Raw genomic sequence first — 17,490 nt, 5'->3', positions numbered from 1 at the left:
TAAGTATCAGATACAACAAAGATCAAATACCTTAAAAATATAGTAAATAAAAGGTATTTTTAAATCTATGAAGAAATACATATAGAGGAAGAAATTGTTAGAAATTCAAATCATAGATTTTTGTTTATTAATGAAGTTCCATCACCTATAATAACATCACTAAATAATCTCACATGATCGCCCTTGAAATGCATTCATCAAGATAACCACACAACTATTTTTTGTGTGGTTTTTTAATAAACTTTAGGAGGAATTGTAATGTCAGAGTTCAAGGAAAAGCTTGCTTCATTATCAAAGCGTGTGCATAAGATTAAGGAGAATATCTCAACGGAAGAGGCTACCAAGACAAGTGTAATTATGCCTTTTTTTCAAATCCTCGGGTATGACGTATTTAACCCAGAAGAATTTACGCCGGAATACATAGCCGATGTCGGTATTAAGAAAGGTGAAAAGGTCGACTACGCAATTATGGAAAACGGATTACCGGTTATTTTGATTGAGGCGAAAGCAATTAGTGAAAAGTTAAATAAGCATGATTCGCAATTATTCCGATATTTTGGTACATCCTCCGCTAAATTTTCTATTTTAACGAACGGGATCACATATAGATTTTACACCGACTTAGAAGAGCAAAATAAAATGGACAGTTTCCCATTCTTTGAATTTGATCTGTTGGATTTAAAAGATAGTAGTATTAACGAGCTGGCCAAATTCAAAAAAGATAGTTTTGACTTAGAGAATATCTTCAGCACTGCTTCTGACCTAAAATATACAAATAAAGTGAAGACCTTCCTATCTGATGTATGGGATGAGCCCACCGAAGAATTTATTACCTTCATACTGAACAATGTCTACGAAGGCAGAAAAACAAAAAATGTCTTAGACCAATTCACCCCAATTATTAAGAAATCGATGAAGCAATTTTTAAATGAATTAGTTAGCGAAAAGTTAAACGCAGCACTTAAATCAACCACTGTTGAGCATGAGCCTGAAGAAGAGACTAAAGAGCCGTCTAACGAAGAGGAAATTGGCAAGGGAATCATTACAACCGAAGAGGAAATTCAAGGATATACAATTGCCAGGCTAATCTTGTCTGATATAGTTGACGAAGAACGCGTCTTCTACAGAGACAACAAGAGCTATTTCAACATCCTACTCGACGACTCCATCCGTAAATGGGTTTGCAGACTGGGGCTGGATAATTCCAAGAAATACGTGCAATTCAACGATAGCCAGAAAACAACATATAACATAGAAAGGGTTTCTGAAATAATGAAATACAAAGACAAAATGATAGAAGTTGCAAAGAACTTTGATTTGGTTGCTAATTGATCTAGTCTGATGAGAAGAAGTTGAACCGGGATTTGTGGTTCAACTTCTTTTTTTGGCCGTTATTTGGTCTTTGTTAACATGTGATATTCAAAATTTTAGGGTGTCTGACATTAATACACCATAACAATATGGATCCTCGTTCTATAGTGTAATGAAATAAAAATAAGCATTTTCAACATGTATATTCTACCTCTTTTTAATGCAAATTAATCACAAACCACTCCCCCCAAAAAAAAGGAGGTTATCCCATGGCAAAGCGCACAAAGAAAAATGACCCACAGCAAAAAAACAAGCAAGGGTTTGATTCTGCTAAAACAGACTCAGAATTCTCTAAAGAGATTGGCGGCAGTGCTGCTGCGAATCGTGTCCACAAAGAACAAGCGAAGAAAAAACGTGAACTACGAAGCACTGATTAATTTTAAAAGGAGCGTAAATCATGTCTAAATCACAACGACAACAAGAACGAGAATGGCGTGGCAGAAAAGAATCACAAAATCCACATGGGAAAGTTGATACATTCGAAAAGCTAGCAGAAGACGCTGGGAAAGAAAAGAAGTAAGGTAGATCCTGTGAAGACAACGGACAAGGGATCCCAGATAATCCTTTTGTCGAAACATCTCTTACAATTAGTAAAGGGCAGTTAGGTTAATCCCAACTGTCCTTTTAATGTAAGTCTATATCTTGCTCTTCATTAGCTAAATGGTGTTATAAGAAAAATTAGGGGATTGTACTAATATGAAGGTGATAGCGATACGTCTAATTTAAGATGCATTTCAATGTGAGCCGAGGGACTAATAAAATAATGATTTTTTACAATTTACTTTTTATCCTTGCAATCTCCCGTTCGTTTCGAGCAGCTTTTTCCCAGATGAAATCCTGATCTGCCTTAAGTACCTGCATGTGTTTGTTAATCTCATTATGATGAGTTTCGCGTTTTTGTTCTATATTATCTGGCGTTTCAGTCATCCTATCTAATCTTCTGATTATATCTTGTTGTTGATTTTGAATGTTCCCAACCATTGAAACTAATTGAGTTATCATACTTTCTATTCTGTCTAATCTTGAGTCTGACATTTTCCTACCCCCTTGTTGTTAATTATACATTAACTAACACTTAATGAGCGTCTTCATTGTTTACTTACGCTTTAATTTGTCATTAGGCTCATGAGACTCTGGAAAACAGTTTTATGAAAATAGGCATAAATGAATTAAGCATGATAACAATATCACATCCCCTATTGTCATTACTTTTCTTTAGTAATTTAGCCTCCTGCATCCCTTAAACCTTCCCTTTACATTCATCGCCACCGCTTTCAAAACCCTCCATATATCCAGTAAGATTTCACACCTGTATTTTACCATCATAAATTTCTAATAATTCAAAATTCCAATTGTTATCATCTTTATTCTATGTTAAGATACTGTTGATATTGAAAATCATTATCAACTACGAATTATCAACAAAACACCACAATTTATTGTACTAAGACATATATTCGTACTCATAAAGTTCCACAAACAATATAAAACTGAAAAAGGGGGATAATCAAATGGAGAATCATGAATTGTATGATGTGACCATTATCGGCAGCGGCCCTGCAGGATTATATTCTGCTTTTTATAGTGGGCTTCGGTCCATGAAAACAAAAATCATTGAATTTCAGCCAAAACTAGGCGGAAAAATACATGTCTACCCTCAAAAAATGATTTGGGATATCGGCGGATTAACTCCTGTTACAGGCCAACAGCTTATAGATCAACTAACTACACAAGGACTAACATTCGATCCGACTGTTGTTTTGAATGAAAAAGTGGTGAAAATCGAGCAAAATCAAGATAAAACCTTCGTGTTACACGGTGAATCAGGGCAGAAACACTACTCCAAAACAGTTGTTGTCGCGATTGGTGCAGGGATTTTGAAGCCACAGAAGCTTAAATTGGAAGGTGCTGAACGATATGAGGCATCTAATTTACAATACATCGTTAAATCCTTACATCAATACAAAGATAAAACGGTGATTATTTCAGGTGGAGGTAATTCGGCAATTGATTGGGCTGTTGAATTATTACCTTTTGCCAAACAAGTTTATCTCACTTATAGAAAAGACGGCTTGAAAGGTCATGAAGCACAAGTGGAACTTCTGCATAAAAGTTCGGCTAAGTGCTTCTATAATACATCGATTACCAAATTGAATGCACATGATAACCAAGCGTCCATCGAAAGTGTAGAATTAACGAACGACCAGACAGGTGAAATCATTAACCTGCCTATCGATGATGTTATCATCAACCATGGTTATGAACGTGATGCTGAATTATTTAATAATTGTAGCTTGGATATTAAAAGAGTCAATGATTACAACATTGCATGCACTTCAAAAGGGCAATCCTCTGTGGAGGGCTTATTTGCAGCAGGCGATATTCTTACTTATGACGGTAAAGTTGGCCTAATTGCAGGTGCTTTTCAAGATGCTATTAATGCTGTAAACAGCGCTAAACAATTTGTTCAGCCAGATGCTGGCGAGTATGCGATGGTTTCCTCTCATAATGAACTTTTTAAAGAGAAAAACAAAGAATTGGTAAAGCAGTTAGAAAATTAACAGAAGACTTTTGATAAGCACCATACATGTTTTTCTACCTTCGCACCACCTTAGTAAATCGTCGAAAATTATAAGTGGTGTGCATAGTGGCATAAGTGAGTTGGGTAAAACAAATGACAACTATTCAAAATTTTCATTGACAATTTATCAATGAGAATCTATCATTGATAATGAGAATCGTTTTCAATTAGATACACCCAATTGAAATCTCACTTCTGTTCACGATCATGAGCGTCTATGTATTAAGCTTTTATTAATCAGAACAGGCAGTTACATAAATATATTTTTAAAAAAGGATGGTTACACAGATGAACGCAAAACGTAAAATTTCATTTACAGCTTTAGTTATTATGGCTATTAGCACACTACTATTATTTGGTTGCGCGGCTGAAGAAGCAGACTCAGCATCGACACCAGAAGAAGAGAATAATGCAGCTAACACAGAAGAAAACACAGAAAATACCGAAACAGATACAGCTGCAAATGAAGAAGCTTCCGAATATCCAATCGTAATCGAGCATGCTTTTGGCGAAACAGTAATTGACAGTAAACCTGAACGTGTTGCTACTATACAATGGGCGAATCACGATGTTGCACTTGCGCTTGGTGTTGTTCCTGTAGGATTCTCAGCAGCCAATTATGGTGTACAGGACGACAGTGGTTTGTTGCCTTGGACAAAGGAAAAACTCGATGAGCTTGGTGTAGAGGAACCGAACATTTACCAAGATACAGATGGCCTTGATTTTGAAGCTATTTCCGATTCAAACCCAGATGTCATTCTTGCAGGATACTCCGGGATCACACAAGAAGACTATGATATACTAAGTGAAATTGCTCCAGTTGTCCCTTATAAAACTGGTCCCTGGGTAACCACATGGCGTGAGCAAGTCATGTTAAATGCAACAGGTATGGGCATGAAATCTGAAGGCGAACAACTTATTGCAGATACAGAGAGTCTTATCCAGGAAAAAGCTAGTGAATATCCTGAAATGGAAGGATTAAAAGTTGCTTTTGCAAACTTCTCTGCAGATGACTTATCTAAAATATCCATTTATACACCTGCCGATCCACGTGGAGCGTTCCTAATTGAGCTTGGCATGGAATACCCGGAAAGTCTTGTCAACGAGATGACAGATCCAGATAGCTTCTACATGTCGTTAAGTGCCGAAAACGCTGACGTATTAAATGATGCTGACATCCTGATTGGATATGGTGATGAAAGTTTATACGAAGCAGTGAAACAAGATCCATTACTTGGAAAAATTCCAGCGATCGAAAGAGGTTCTGTTGTATTTATTGGAAACAACACACCTTTAGCAGCATCTGGAAACCCGAATCCACTTGCAATTGAATATACGATTGATCAGTATCTAGAATTAATTGGAGGAGCTATTGAAAAGGTAAATGAATAGTTCAGCAGATACAAAAAACTTTCAAAAACCACATGTACCGCGGCACTTTTTCGCGGTACTTGTGCTATGTTTAATATTATTAGCCTTAAGTGTGATTGCATCTCTCGTGTTTGGCTCTAGGCCGATAAGATTTAATGAATTAATAGATGGATTGTTTCATAGTAATATAGATTCTTACGAAGCAAACGTAGTACGAAAACGTGTTTCCAGAACCGTTTTCAGTTTATTTTGTGGTGCTGCACTTGGTGTTTCTGGTGCACTGATGCAAGCGGTCACGCGTAATCCGATTGCAGATCCTAGCATACTCGGTGTAAACACAGGTGCATCCTTGTTTGTTGTTAGTGGAATTGCATTTCTAAATATAAGCACTGCCTATCAATATATTTGGTTTGCTTTGGCTGGTGCAATGATCACTGCTGTATTCGTTTTCGGAATTGGCTCTATGGGGCGTGGCGGTGCTACGCCTCTTAAGCTTGTTTTAGCGGGCGCAGCGACAAGCGCTGCCCTATCATCGCTTGTTATTGCGATTATGATTCCACGCTCCTACGTGATGGACCAATTCAGGTTCTGGCAAGTTGGTAGTGTAGGATCGGCAAATTGGAGCACAATTACTACGTTTATCCCGTTTCTAGTTATCGGAATTTTATTAGGCATCATCTCTACCGCAGCGCTCAATGCATTAGCACTAGGTGATGAGGTTGCAACAGGGCTTGGTGTTCGAACAGGCGTATTAAGATTTATAGCGGCTTTAGCAGCTGTTTTATTATGTGGTGCAGCTACTGCACTTGCAGGGCCAATTGGATTTATCGGTTTACTATCCACGCATGTTATACGCCTTATTCTTGGTCCTGATAATCGGTATATTATCCCGATGTCAGCTTTTGCTGGAGCTATCATTTTAACGATTTCAGATGTAGCAGGAAGGCTTCTCGGCAGCCCAGGAGAGCTTGAGGTTGGTGTTGTGACAGCATTTATAGGGGCCCCGATCCTAATCATACTTGCTAGGAAAGTGAAAGTGCGTTCATTATGAAGAATTCATCTGTTGAAACTATAATAAACGGAATTAACCAAAGACGTCGCCGTTGGGTACTTGTAACTAGCTTACTTTCGGCACTTTTAATTGCACTATGCTGCGTGATGCTTATATTGGGTAACACCATTTATCCAATAGGCCAAGTACTCCGAACGCTTTTAGGAGAAGAAATCAAAGGCGTAGATTTTGCTGTAAATAACATCCGTCTGCCAAGAATGCTAGCTGGTCTATTTGCAGGATTTGCTTTCGGCATTGGCGGAAACACGTTCCAGACGATGTTGCGAAATCCGCTCGCCAACCCGAATGTAATTGGAATCACAACTGGATCAAGTGCGGCAGCTGTTTTTTGCATCGTTATTTTACATACAAGTGATACAATTGTTTCGATTGCTTCGGTGGTTGCTGGGCTTGCAACCGTCCTATTCATCTATCTATTTTCTAGAGGCAAGACATTTTCGATCGGTCGCATTATCTTAGTCGGTATCGGTATACAGGCTATGCTTAACGCCTTAATATCTTATATTCTACTAGTAGGAAAACAACAAGATATTCCGGCAGCGCTCAGATGGCTTACCGGTAGCCTGAATGGCTCGCAAATGGATGAACTTCCATCTCTTGTTATAGCGGTTTTGGTGTTTGCACCGATCATTATCATGTTGGGCAAACATCTAAGCATATTGGAACTTGGAGAACAATCAGCAATTTCTTTAGGTGTGAATACCGACAAAACTAGAATTGCACTTATTTTAAGTGCTGTCTTCATTATTGCATTGGCAACAGCAGTTACAGGACCAATTGCCTTTGTAGCTTTCCTATCGGGACCAATCGCGAAAAGACTAGTCGGCGTTGGATTTTCAAACGCCATTCCCGCAGGTCTTGTTGGCGCAAATTTAGTTTTAGCGTCAGATCTTATCGGACAGTTTGCTTTTGACGTCAGATACCCTGTCGGCATCATCACAGGCATAATCGGTGCCCCCTATCTGATCTACTTGCTAATTCGAATGAATCGAAAGGGAGAATTGTAAATGAAACCGAAACGTATATTTCAAGCGGAACATATCGTAGCTGGCTATGATGATAAAACGGTAATCCACGACATTAGCTTAACTGTCCCTAGTAATAAAATAAACGTGATTATTGGCGCAAATGCTTGCGGGAAATCTACGCTTCTTAAAACAATGGCAAGGCTTATTAAACCTACATCCGGAAAAGTTACCCTTGACGGTAAACCGATTAGTAAAATTCCACCAAAACAATTAGCAAGAACTATAGGGCTTCTACCACAATCCCCGATTGTCCCGGAAGGAATATCTGTTGCTGATTTAGTAGGGCGCGGAAGGTTTCCCCATCAAGGCCTGTTTAGTAGTTGGACAAAAGAAGATTATGAAGCAGTTGCCGAAGCGATGGAAATTATGAATATTACAGAACTGGCCAACCATGACATTGACGAGCTTTCAGGTGGTCAAAGACAACGTGTCTGGATCGCAATGGCACTAGCACAACAAACGGATATTCTTTTTCTAGATGAGCCAACAACTTTTTTAGATATTACTTATCAGGTCGAAATCCTCGATCTACTCTCAGACCTGAATCGAAAACACGGAACAACCATTGTCATGGTACTTCATGATATTAATTTGTCCGCACGTTATGCAGACAATATTTATGCGCTTTATAATGGAAAACTTGTGGCACAGGGCGAGCCATCAAAAGTTATTACAAGTACATTAATAAAAGACATTTTTGGACTTGATTGCACGGTAATAGAAGACCCCATTTCGGGTTCTCCTCTGGTTGTCCCAATCGGACGGTACCATGTGAATAGTGGGATGCGTGTCTCACAAAAAGCGTGAAATATACTACACCCTAAAATTAGAGTGAAATCTGATTTTGGGGTTTTTATTTTGAACAAAACATTTCCCTCATTTTACAGTTACCTCATCTATAGAAATCTACCGATATTACCAAGAATATTAAACATTATAATGTTTTGCTTTTATCTATATATATTTATGCTACAATAAAATTTAAACATTATAATGTTTAAATTCACAGCATAGTAAAATGAACGCCACTTAGGAGGATTACATGCGTACATGTTTTGTATTGCGTAACGTTCGTCGATTGAATGGTGAAGAAATAGATATTGAAATTGAAGCTGGTAAGATCAAAGCCGTAGTAGCTGCTGGATGCGGTCAAGGTGAAACAATCTATGATTATACTGGCACTTACATTTCTAGTGGTTGGATTGATTTACATGTCCACGCATTTCCCGATTTTGCTCCTTATGGTGATGAGATTGATAGAATTGGAGTTAATCAAGGCGTCACGACGATTGTTGATGCTGGTAGTTGTGGTGCAGATCGAATAGCAGATTTATTTACTAATAGTAAAAATGCGCAAACGAACGTCCTTGCTTTTCTAAACATTTCACATATTGGACTTCGCAGAATTGATGAGCTATCTAATCTTGATTGGATTAATAAAGAGAAAGTATTACAAGCCGCTGCAAACCATTCTGATAAGATTGTAGGGTTAAAAGCAAGAATCAGTAAAAGTGTAGTTGGTAGAAATGGATTAGAACCTTTACGACTTGCACGCCAGCTGTCTACTGCTACAAAACTACCATTAATGGTACATATCGGTTCAGCACCACCAGCTATTACAGATATTCTACCATTTCTAGAACAACGAGATATTTTAACCCACTTTTTAAACGGAAAAGCAAACAATCTTTTTGATAACGACGGACGTCCGTATCGAGAAGTAATTGACGCAATCAAACGCGGGGTTCATCTTGATGTGGGGCACGGGTCCGCAAGTTTTTCCTTTTCTGTAGCGGAATTGAGCAAAAACCAAGGCATTCATTTTAACACGATTAGTACCGACATTTATAAAAAAAATAGATTACACGGACCTGTGTATAGTTTAGCCAATGTGCTATCTAAATTCCTCTACCTAGGATATACACTAGAGGATGTTATTAAAGGGGTCACGAGCAATGCTGCAAATTGGCTAAACAAACCACAACTAGGTCGCATACAAGTTGGTGATTATGCTAATTTGACCTTGTTTGCTGTTGAAAATAAACCAGATGTATTCGTTGATTCAGAAGGAAATAAACGTTCAACAAGTGAAATGATAAAACCAAAAGGAGTGGTTATAAATGGGAAGTTCCTTACATGTGAAGTACGGGCTTAAAAGAGTAATCAATGCAAGTGGGAGAATGAGCATTCTTGGTGTTTCAGCACCAACTGATACCGTGATGGAAGCGATGAAACAAGGTGGCCAAAATTATGTGGAGATTGCCGATTTAGTAGATAAAGCTGGTGAACATGTAGCAAAGACTATCGGATCAGAAGCTGCTGTGATTGTTAATTCCGCTTCAAGCGGGATCGCCCTATCCGTCGCGGCTATGGTTACAAGAGGGAACCAGAGAAAGAGTCTTCGTTTACATCAAGACACTATTTTTCCAAATCAGATTATTGCCTTTAAAGGGCACAATGTACAGTACGGTGCACCAGTAGAAACAATGGTGTATTTAGGTGGTGGGAGCCTGTTGGAAGTAGGATATGCCAATGAAGGAAAAGCAGCGCATATAGAAGATGCGATCAGTGAGCGCACAGCGGCCATTTTATACGTAAAATCACATCATACTGTCCAAAAAAATATGATCGCTGTTGAAGAGGCTTGGGAAGTAGCGCAGCGTAACCATGTACCATTGATTGTCGATGCGGCAGCAGAAGAAGATCTGCAAAAGTATGTTACATGCTCTGATCTTGCCATTTATAGTGGATCAAAAGCAATCGAAGGTCCTACTTCAGGAATTGTCGGAGGAAAGAAAACGTATATCGAATGGGTAAAACAACAATTACACGGAATTGGAAGAAGTATGAAGGTTGGAAAAGAAACGAGTTTTGGTCTGCTTCAAGCAATCGATGAATATCAAACGAAAGAAGATACAAGTAAACAAGAAAAAGAAAGCTTGCAACCCCTTTTAGATTTAAATGATCTGAATGGAATTGAAGTAAAAATTGTGCAAGATGAAGCAGGCAGAGCAATCTATCGCGCGCGAATTCAATTTAATCCAGAATCTGGAGCAATTGCTATAAACATCAACGATCAACTCCGGAATGGAGAAATTGCTATTTACACACGAGATTACGGCTTAAAACAAGGCTACTTCGATATTGATCCACGTCCCTTAAAAGGCGATGATGCATTAATCATTGCAGATAGAATACGCGCACTGCTAGGAGGGAAATAATGTCTATGATAATAAAACGATTTTACAAAGAACGAGTTGCTCTAAACGTTTTAGCAAATAGTATCAAAAACGCTAAAGAAGTTTTTGAAGTTGCAGAAGGTTATGTGCTAGTCGGTGTACTATCTAAAAATTATCCAACAGTAGATACTGCAGTGACTGACATGAAAGCATACGGAAGTGCGATAGATGATGCTGTTTCTATTGGGCTTGGTGCTGGTGACAATCGCCAAGCGGATGTTGTTGCAGAAATCGCCAAGTATTATCCCGGTAGTCATATTAATCAAGTCTTCCCTGCAGTAGGGACTACCCGAGCGAATGTAGCAGATGAAGATAGCTGGATTAATAGTCTTGTCTCTCCTTCCGGTAAAGTTGGCTATGTTAACATCTCGACTGGTCCTTATAGTAGCGCATCAGCAGAGGCAGCGATTGTCCCAGTCAAAGCAGCGATTGCGCTTGTACGTGACATGGGCGGTAATGCCCTGAAGTATTTCCCAATGCAAGGGTTGAACACAGAGGCCGAATATCGTGCTGTTGCTAAAGCCTGCGGAGAAGAGCAATTCGGGTTAGAACCGACTGGCGGTATTGACAAGGAAAACTTTGAGCCAATTCTACGCATTGCGTTAGAGGCAAATGTTCCAAAAGTCATACCACATGTCTATTCTTCGATCATCAATAAAGATACTGGTGAAACAAATCTAGCTGATGTACGTGAATTACTAACAATGATGCAAAGGTTGGTTGATCACTATGCCTAAAAAAATTGCAGCTTTTGGCGAAGTGATGATGCGTCTAGAAGTACCAGGCTACCAACTGCTATCTCAAGCAAGCAGTCTTAACCACTCCTTTTCAGGTACCGGAGTAAACGTAACAGCAGCATTATCTCACTTAGGGCATCAAACGTATCTTGTCTCCACTCTACCAGCTAATGCTGTAGGTGAAGCAGCAGCAAGTTATCTACATAAACTCGGCATCCAATCGGCCTTTATTAATCGTAACGGTCAGTATATCGGCATGTACTTTCTTGAAAATGGTTACGGCGTACGCCCAAGTCGTGTAACGTATACAAACAGACTTGAAAGCAGCTTCAATACAGCCGATGACATTCTGTATGATTTTGAACACATCACAAAATCTATCGATGTCTTTCATTTTTGTGGCATTACACTCGCAATGAATGATAACGTTCGCGAGCAGATGAAAAACCTTGCTAAAGCAGCGAAAGCGAATAAGGTTACAGTTGTGTTTGATTGTAATTATCGTCCTTCCCTATGGGGTGAAAATGGCTACGAACAAGCAAGATCCCATTACGAAGAAATGCTTCACCTTTCAGATATCGTGTTCATGAATGAAAAAGATGCTCTACTCACACTTGGAATGCACACCGAAGAGACGACTCGAGAAAAACAACTAACTACACTGATCCCGATGATTGCTGAAAAATACAACATTGCAATCGTTGCTGGGACTCATCGCACCATTCATGCAAATCAAACGCATGGGCTAAGCGGTTATATGTATAAGAACCAAACGTTTACATTTTCGAATACAGTTTCTTTTTCCGTATTAGACAGAATTGGTTCAGGCGATGCTTTTTCAAGTGGTATAATACATGGTGAATTAAATCAATATGCACCGCAACAAACGGTAGATTTTGCCGTTAGTGCAAGCGCGCTTGCACACACCATCGTTGGAGATTCACCTCTCTCTACAGAGAACGATATCATTCGTGTTATGAAAGATGGTTCAGCGGATGTGGAAAGGTAGTTGAATAATGTGAAGCTTACACGTAAAAAGGGCCCTTTATATACACAAATAAAAAACATATTAAAAGATAGAATTTTACATGGCATTTATCCGATAGATAGCAATATACCAGCAGAGCCACAACTAGAAAAAGAATTTTATGTTAGTAAAATTACGGTCCGTAAAGCTATCGAAGAACTTGCTCATGACGGCTTTGTAGAAAAGAAAAGCGGAAAAGGAACTAGGGTTATACGCAATCGATCATCATCGAAGCTGTCTAAAGGGAAATTATTCACTGAATTTCTAGTAGAATCCGGACATAAGCTGAACAAAGAATTGCTGGAAATCATACAGCTCACGAACGAAAAAGACTCCAACTTGTACCGATTATTTGGCACACACTGCATCTGTATTAAACGCCTTTATCACTTAGACGGTCAACCATATATATACTATCATCATTATTTATCGATGGAAGTTGAAGCAATCAAACAAGAAGATATTAAAGAACAATCCCTATACGAATTTGTGGAGCAGCGAGGAATCGACTTAGAAAAGTTCACCGACAAATTTACCGTCGCTATAGCTACAACTGAAGCACAACAAGCCTTAAAGCTCGACGCAAACACCACTCTATTAAAACGAACCCGCTATGCTTATGATGAAACAAATAACCTCATCGAATATAGCGAAGGGTATTATAACAACGAAATTCAAGAATACGTGTTGAATTATGAGAAATGAACCATAGGGACAGGTACACTGTCCCCCTTCCTCCATTTTCTATCAAAAAATCCAAATAATAAGTGAACCTTTTCGTCTTTTCGGTTGTATAAGTATTAGTAAGAAGATAAGGAGGACTGGTATGAAACAAAATTTAAAATTTGCATGGATTGCTTCCTGGTTTGCACTTGTGGGACAGTTAATCTTTTTCTTGGGCGTGTCCATCTTCACTGGAGAATGGCGATTTTTAATGTGGAGTTTACTTGCGAGTATGTCCGCTGGTGTCCCGAGTATGATCCGCTCATGGCAAGCGCAGAAGGAAGAAGATAACAGACGGTTGGATTAAGCAATGATTTCACAACCTATGGATGTATATTATATAAATACTATTCTGATAGTCCAAGTATAAGACTATCAGTCAAGAATTTTTTTACAAAACATTTGATAGAAAGGTTTTCTTCTAATGAGAGATTGCAGGAATTTTTCCATGTAAATAACCCTTATTTCAGCTAAAAAAAACTGGAACACATGGTTACATGCATTCCAGTTTGCTTAGTTTAATACCTAATTCTACGTAACACCCATCCAACTTTATTCCTTACTTTTTCTAACTCGGTAACGTTGAATTACAAGTAAACTGCCACCTATGAAAAATAGGATGCCTCCGAATAATAACCAATTAAATAGGTTACTAGCTGTATCAGGGAGTTCTTGATCTTCGTCGGTATTCGGTTGTTCATCTTTACGTTCTTCTACAAACACGCCGTAAGTTGAGAAGTGCGGTACTTCAAGTGTAATTAATTGATTTTCCTCGTCTACAGAACCGCCTTTATGTTCCCATACTCCTGTTTTTTCATTGTAGTAATAAATAGCTACAAGGTTTTCATCAGCGTCCTCATTATATCCTAATACTAATGTAAATGAACCGTTTGGTGTTGTTGCTCCTGATGGATAGTCAAAAGTGAATTCTAATACGTCACCAGAAACTTTCACTTGTTTATTCGCAGTGTTTGGATTCACTTTTGTAACTTTGACTTTCGTACCAACTGGTAAATCGGCAGGCATTTTCACTCTTGCATGAGTACCTTTCACCGTATATTCCTGTCCAGCAGCAACTTCTACAAATTCACCATTCGCGTCAATAACAAGAGCATCCTCATCATTGTCGATTGGATCTGGTTCATTAGTCTCTAATCCATCGTAGGCTGCTTGTAAGGATGTAATGGCAGCTTGTAATTCTGATTCGCTTCTAATTGTTTTTAAAGCTAGTTCGGATTGTGTAATAACTTCTTGAAGTAATGCGAATGATGCTTGCGTGTAATACCCATCATCATTAGTTAGCCCTTTCGTAATTGTTAGTAATTCTTCTAGTTCCGTTAAATCTATTGGATCCGGCTCAGGTTCTGATGTCTTTAATCCCTCAATCGCTTTCTGTAATGAAGTTATTGCCACACCTAGTTCCTTTTCAGTTTCAATTGTACTTATCGCTTGTTCAGCTAACACAATAGCATCTTGTAATACTTGAAAAGAGCTTGCTGTATATGTTTCATCTTCATTTGAAATAGTTTTGGCGTTATTAATTAAAGCTTCTAGTGTACTCACATCAAAGGTCTGATTGCTGATTAATAGATTAATTGTATCTGTAATTTCAGGATTCGTTACAGCTGTCGCTTTAATTATTACAGTTCCATTATCTTTAGCAGTAACTAGTCCCGTTTCTGAAATCGTTGCATACATAGAACCGCTTGCAATCGACCATGTTACGGATTGATCAGTTGCGTTAGCTGGTATTACCTCTGCTGTTAATTGCAGTATTCCACCATTTTCACTAATTTCATTTGTTCCATCTTCGGTATTAATTTCTACAGAAGTTACAGCAACTGGTTTAGGGTGAACCGCTACTACAGTGGATACTTCTTGACCATCAATTGTTGCTTTAATAGTAGCAGTACCCTCCGCTTTACCAGTTACCATACCATTTGAATTCACAATTGCGACATCTGTATTTTCAGATTTCCAGATGATGGAGTTCGTATAATCGGCCGGCTCCACTGTAGCATTTAACTGCACTGTTTTGTCTATATACACGCTTTGATTTGGATTGATCGAAATATTGGTTGCAGTTATCGTTGGTTTAACAAGATTTGGCACATCTGCTTTATGCATTGTTAAGTAATCAACATTTACATTACCAATACTGTCTTGATCGATGCGATAACTAATCACATTCTTTCCTGCTTTTAATTGCAAGCGTTCGGACGCTGTAAACCATTCTTCCCAGCTAATCGCTGTTTTGTCTGGAGTAATTGTTTTCATATGAATTCCATTTACATAAACATTTATTTTTGCTCTTGCAGGTAATTGCGTTCTAGGATTGCTAGTAGATTCTCCGTCTACTTGCACACCATAGGCATATCGAACACCAACAATATAGTCACCTGCTTCTTGTGCATCTACTACGAAATTTGCTTCCGTTCCAACATCTTTAGGAAGATGTATATAACCTGTACCTTGAAAATTTGCATAGCTATCATCTTGATTAATATCTCCATAGACGATTCCCTCTTCTGCTTGGTACATATCACCTTGTCCTAAATCCCCTGAAGGTAGTTGTTGCCAAACATACGGTGAGACTGGTTCTCCAAAATCAGGTGTTCCATCATCATTCCAACCGAATTTCTTAATATTTATTTGACGCCACCAATTACGTGTTGTTTCTTTATATACTCGAGAATGATAAATCATCCAATCCTCTTTACCATCTACAGATTTTACAAAACCTGCTCTTGCAGGGCCAGACACATCACTAGTTGCAACAAATACATCGTTTTTGCGCGTCCAAGAATTCTGATTCAATATATCTCCATCAGTATTCATATAATACGACATTCTGTAACCATCCGATTGATAATCACCTTCTGATAAGGTAATAAATACTTTCCCATCTTTTTGTAATACTCGTGGGCCTTCTCCGCCGTGACCTGGTAAGACAGATCGATCTTCGGTAATCGTGTATGGATTATCCATCGGAGCGATTGCCGGTCCTACTGGTTCTCCCTGTCCTAAAGTACCCCAAACGCCATAAAGCTGCCCGTTGTATTCAAATACCGTGAAGTCATTTGCTTGTCTATAATCTCCATTTACACCGGTATACAAAGCACCTTTGCTCACATATTCACCCTGTGGATCATCGGTTACGGACTCTATAACAGTGGCCATATGTCTGTAATCATATTCTTTTAAATCAGCACAATAATAGATGTACCATTTACCATCTAAGAAGAAGATTTCCGGAGCAAATATACGCGTTTCCGTACCCTTTGAATCAAAGACCATGACCTTTTCCCCTTGGTCTGTTAGAGTACGAGATTTGGAAACGTAAATTTTATTGTTCGAGTCTAAGTTACTAGACGATACAAAATAATAGAACCCATCCTTATAAGTCACAAAGGGATCCTGACCTTGGTATAACGGATTACTAAATTTGTCAAAATCAGATGAATTAGTAGCTCCCATTGCTTCCATAAAATCAGCGCGAGCAATGGAAAGGCTCTCTGTCGCAGCTATTAATAAATCTGCCTTTTCTCTATCACTAACTGTTTTGGAATCAATGGTGGTAAGTAATTCCTTTGCTGTAGTGTTCGCTATATTCAAATCATTTAAATCACTTTCATCCACTCTGTCTGCAAAATTCTCCATAAAATAATCGGATTTTTGAATTTCACTCGTTAACTTTTCTTTTTCAGCAGAAATGATGTGATCAATTGGTAAATAGAGTGCTGATTCAGGAATGATTTCTCTTTCTTGACTGGCACTTTCCCATTCCATACGAAGCCAAGAACCACCCCAACCTTGTAAATACTCCACTTTAATATCGTAATGTTTTCCTGATTCTAAAGTTATAGGCTCACTTGCTTGTGGCTCCTCCCATTTTTGTTCCCAAAAATCAATAACTAATTCATCATTAACCCATACTCTGAACCCATCATCCCCTACCATATGGAAGGTATAATCTTCTGTATACTCAGGTACGATGGTACCTGTAAAACGTGCTGTATTATAATCAGTAGATCCTGTAATTTCATTAAACGTGCCTGTGAAAGAATCGCCATTTAAATTACTAATGACCCTTTCTCCTCGTAAATCATCAAACGTAAATACACGTATATCCTCTCGGTCATCAGGGTTTGGAGTAACTTTAAAGAATTCACCCATTAATCCATGACCGTCCATCGTAGGTTCTGCCGCCTCAACATCAATCGGAATGTTAAAGGATCCTGCAAAAAGTAACATTATCATGAACATTGCTATTACTCTCTTCATCATGTTCCTCCATCCTTTTATTAGACTGGCTTTCTAGTAAACGAACTAGAAAGCCAG

Annotated in this window: 16 protein-coding genes; 14 read left to right on the top strand and 2 right to left on the bottom strand. The window is 38.5% G+C overall.

The genetic code is table 11. The features are described 5' to 3' along the window. The first annotated feature begins 258 nt into the window (after positions 1–258). The 3 genes from ACI6MV_RS20365 (at position 259) to ACI6MV_RS20355 (ending at position 1,891) form a co-directional block, all read left to right on the top strand. Positions 259–1,332 (top strand): type I restriction endonuclease, encoded by a 1,074-nt coding sequence (locus tag ACI6MV_RS20365; RefSeq protein ID WP_407272161.1) that lies wholly within the window; start codon positions 259–261, stop codon positions 1,330–1,332. 248 nt (positions 1,333–1,580) lie between these two features. After that, complete coding sequence (locus ACI6MV_RS20360; protein ID WP_407272160.1) at positions 1,581–1,748, top strand: hypothetical protein; 168 nt, start codon at positions 1,581–1,583, stop codon at positions 1,746–1,748. A gap of 20 nt (positions 1,749–1,768) precedes the next feature. Then, positions 1,769–1,891 carry a DUF6254 family protein gene (locus ACI6MV_RS20355; RefSeq protein ID WP_407272159.1) on the top strand — a complete coding sequence of 41 codons (123 nt, stop codon included), beginning with the start codon at positions 1,769–1,771 and terminating at the stop codon, positions 1,889–1,891. 251 nt (positions 1,892–2,142) lie between these two features. On the opposite strand, the gene ACI6MV_RS20350 is transcribed toward ACI6MV_RS20355, so the two are convergent. After that, on the bottom strand, positions 2,143–2,406 hold the full coding sequence (locus ACI6MV_RS20350; RefSeq protein WP_407272158.1) for a hypothetical protein: 264 nt from the start codon (positions 2,404–2,406) through the stop codon (positions 2,143–2,145). Positions 2,407–2,882: 476 nt separating this feature from the next. On the opposite strand from ACI6MV_RS20350, the gene ACI6MV_RS20345 reads away from it, so the two are divergent. The 11 genes from ACI6MV_RS20345 to ACI6MV_RS20295 all read left to right on the top strand — a co-directional run bounded on the left by ACI6MV_RS20345 (position 2,883) and on the right by ACI6MV_RS20295 (position 13,456). Next, a complete protein-coding gene (locus tag ACI6MV_RS20345; protein ID WP_407272157.1) occupies positions 2,883–3,932 on the top strand; it encodes an NAD(P)/FAD-dependent oxidoreductase in 1,050 nt (349 codons plus the stop codon). 308 nt (positions 3,933–4,240) lie between these two features. Continuing rightward, complete coding sequence (locus ACI6MV_RS20340; RefSeq protein ID WP_407272156.1) at positions 4,241–5,344, top strand: iron-siderophore ABC transporter substrate-binding protein; 1,104 nt, start codon at positions 4,241–4,243, stop codon at positions 5,342–5,344. Further along, positions 5,337–6,374 (top strand): FecCD family ABC transporter permease, encoded by a 1,038-nt coding sequence (locus ACI6MV_RS20335; protein WP_407272155.1) that lies wholly within the window; start codon positions 5,337–5,339, stop codon positions 6,372–6,374. The genes ACI6MV_RS20340 and ACI6MV_RS20335 overlap by 8 nt, the downstream gene beginning before the upstream one ends. Next, complete coding sequence (locus tag ACI6MV_RS20330) at positions 6,371–7,402, top strand: FecCD family ABC transporter permease (RefSeq protein ID WP_407272154.1); 1,032 nt, start codon at positions 6,371–6,373, stop codon at positions 7,400–7,402. The genes ACI6MV_RS20335 and ACI6MV_RS20330 overlap by 4 nt, the downstream gene beginning before the upstream one ends. Next, positions 7,403–8,230 carry an ABC transporter ATP-binding protein gene (locus ACI6MV_RS20325; protein ID WP_407272153.1) on the top strand — a complete coding sequence of 276 codons (828 nt, stop codon included), beginning with the start codon at positions 7,403–7,405 and terminating at the stop codon, positions 8,228–8,230. It abuts the gene before it with no gap. A 235-nt stretch (positions 8,231–8,465) separates the two neighbouring features. Beyond that, complete coding sequence (locus ACI6MV_RS20320; protein ID WP_407272152.1) at positions 8,466–9,578, top strand: amidohydrolase/deacetylase family metallohydrolase; 1,113 nt, start codon at positions 8,466–8,468, stop codon at positions 9,576–9,578. Then, the gene (locus ACI6MV_RS20315; protein ID WP_407272151.1) at positions 9,544–10,644 is read left to right on the top strand and encodes a DgaE family pyridoxal phosphate-dependent ammonia lyase; all 1,101 of its coding nucleotides are present in this window, start codon (positions 9,544–9,546) and stop codon (positions 10,642–10,644) included. Before ACI6MV_RS20320 ends, ACI6MV_RS20315 begins: the two co-directional genes overlap by 35 nt. Continuing rightward, on the top strand, positions 10,644–11,399 hold the full coding sequence (gene dagF / locus ACI6MV_RS20310; protein ID WP_407272150.1) for a 2-dehydro-3-deoxy-phosphogluconate aldolase: 756 nt from the start codon (positions 10,644–10,646) through the stop codon (positions 11,397–11,399). The genes ACI6MV_RS20315 and dagF overlap by 1 nt, the downstream gene beginning before the upstream one ends. Beyond that, positions 11,392–12,408 (top strand): sugar kinase, encoded by a 1,017-nt coding sequence (locus ACI6MV_RS20305; protein WP_407272149.1) that lies wholly within the window; start codon positions 11,392–11,394, stop codon positions 12,406–12,408. The genes dagF and ACI6MV_RS20305 overlap by 8 nt, the downstream gene beginning before the upstream one ends. A 9-nt stretch (positions 12,409–12,417) precedes the next feature. Further along, positions 12,418–13,131 (top strand): GntR family transcriptional regulator, encoded by a 714-nt coding sequence (locus ACI6MV_RS20300; protein WP_407272162.1) that lies wholly within the window; start codon positions 12,418–12,420, stop codon positions 13,129–13,131. Between the two features lie 121 nt (positions 13,132–13,252). Next, the gene (locus ACI6MV_RS20295) at positions 13,253–13,456 is read left to right on the top strand and encodes a hypothetical protein (protein ID WP_407272148.1); all 204 of its coding nucleotides are present in this window, start codon (positions 13,253–13,255) and stop codon (positions 13,454–13,456) included. 245 nt (positions 13,457–13,701) lie between these two features. Here the strand turns inward: ACI6MV_RS20295 and ACI6MV_RS20290 are convergent, their stop codons facing one another. Then, the gene (locus ACI6MV_RS20290; protein WP_407272147.1) at positions 13,702–17,433 is read right to left on the bottom strand and encodes a family 43 glycosylhydrolase; all 3,732 of its coding nucleotides are present in this window, start codon (positions 17,431–17,433) and stop codon (positions 13,702–13,704) included. Positions 17,434–17,490: the final 57 nt, after the last annotated feature.

The sequence above is a fragment of the Radiobacillus sp. PE A8.2 genome (assembly GCF_045635475.1).
GTDB lineage: Bacteria > Bacillota > Bacilli > Bacillales > Amphibacillaceae > JBJGXI01.
Note: the sequence above shows the minus strand (reverse complement) of the source record. Positions and strands in the feature narration are given on the sequence as shown.

Bases quoted from the DNA above. Each gene is read 5' to 3' on its own strand.
- ACI6MV_RS20365 (WP_407272161.1), top strand. From the start codon at position 259: ATGTCAGAGTTCAAGGAAAAGCTTGCTTCATTATCAAAGCGTGTGCAT.
- ACI6MV_RS20360 (WP_407272160.1), top strand. From the start codon at position 1,581: ATGGCAAAGCGCACAAAGAAAAATGACCCACAGCAAAAAAACAAGCAA.
- ACI6MV_RS20355 (WP_407272159.1), top strand. From the start codon at position 1,769: ATGTCTAAATCACAACGACAACAAGAACGAGAATGGCGTGGCAGAAAA.
- ACI6MV_RS20350 (WP_407272158.1), bottom strand. From the start codon at position 2,406: ATGTCAGACTCAAGATTAGACAGAATAGAAAGTATGATAACTCAATTA.
- ACI6MV_RS20345 (WP_407272157.1), top strand. From the start codon at position 2,883: ATGGAGAATCATGAATTGTATGATGTGACCATTATCGGCAGCGGCCCT.
- ACI6MV_RS20340 (WP_407272156.1), top strand. From the start codon at position 4,241: ATGAACGCAAAACGTAAAATTTCATTTACAGCTTTAGTTATTATGGCT.
- ACI6MV_RS20335 (WP_407272155.1), top strand. From the start codon at position 5,337: ATGAATAGTTCAGCAGATACAAAAAACTTTCAAAAACCACATGTACCG.
- ACI6MV_RS20330 (WP_407272154.1), top strand. From the start codon at position 6,371: ATGAAGAATTCATCTGTTGAAACTATAATAAACGGAATTAACCAAAGA.
- ACI6MV_RS20325 (WP_407272153.1), top strand. From the start codon at position 7,403: ATGAAACCGAAACGTATATTTCAAGCGGAACATATCGTAGCTGGCTAT.
- ACI6MV_RS20320 (WP_407272152.1), top strand. From the start codon at position 8,466: ATGCGTACATGTTTTGTATTGCGTAACGTTCGTCGATTGAATGGTGAA.
- ACI6MV_RS20315 (WP_407272151.1), top strand. From the start codon at position 9,544: ATGGGAAGTTCCTTACATGTGAAGTACGGGCTTAAAAGAGTAATCAAT.
- dagF (WP_407272150.1), top strand. From the start codon at position 10,644: ATGTCTATGATAATAAAACGATTTTACAAAGAACGAGTTGCTCTAAAC.
- ACI6MV_RS20305 (WP_407272149.1), top strand. From the start codon at position 11,392: ATGCCTAAAAAAATTGCAGCTTTTGGCGAAGTGATGATGCGTCTAGAA.
- ACI6MV_RS20295 (WP_407272148.1), top strand. From the start codon at position 13,253: ATGAAACAAAATTTAAAATTTGCATGGATTGCTTCCTGGTTTGCACTT.
- ACI6MV_RS20290 (WP_407272147.1), bottom strand. From the start codon at position 17,433: ATGAAGAGAGTAATAGCAATGTTCATGATAATGTTACTTTTTGCAGGA.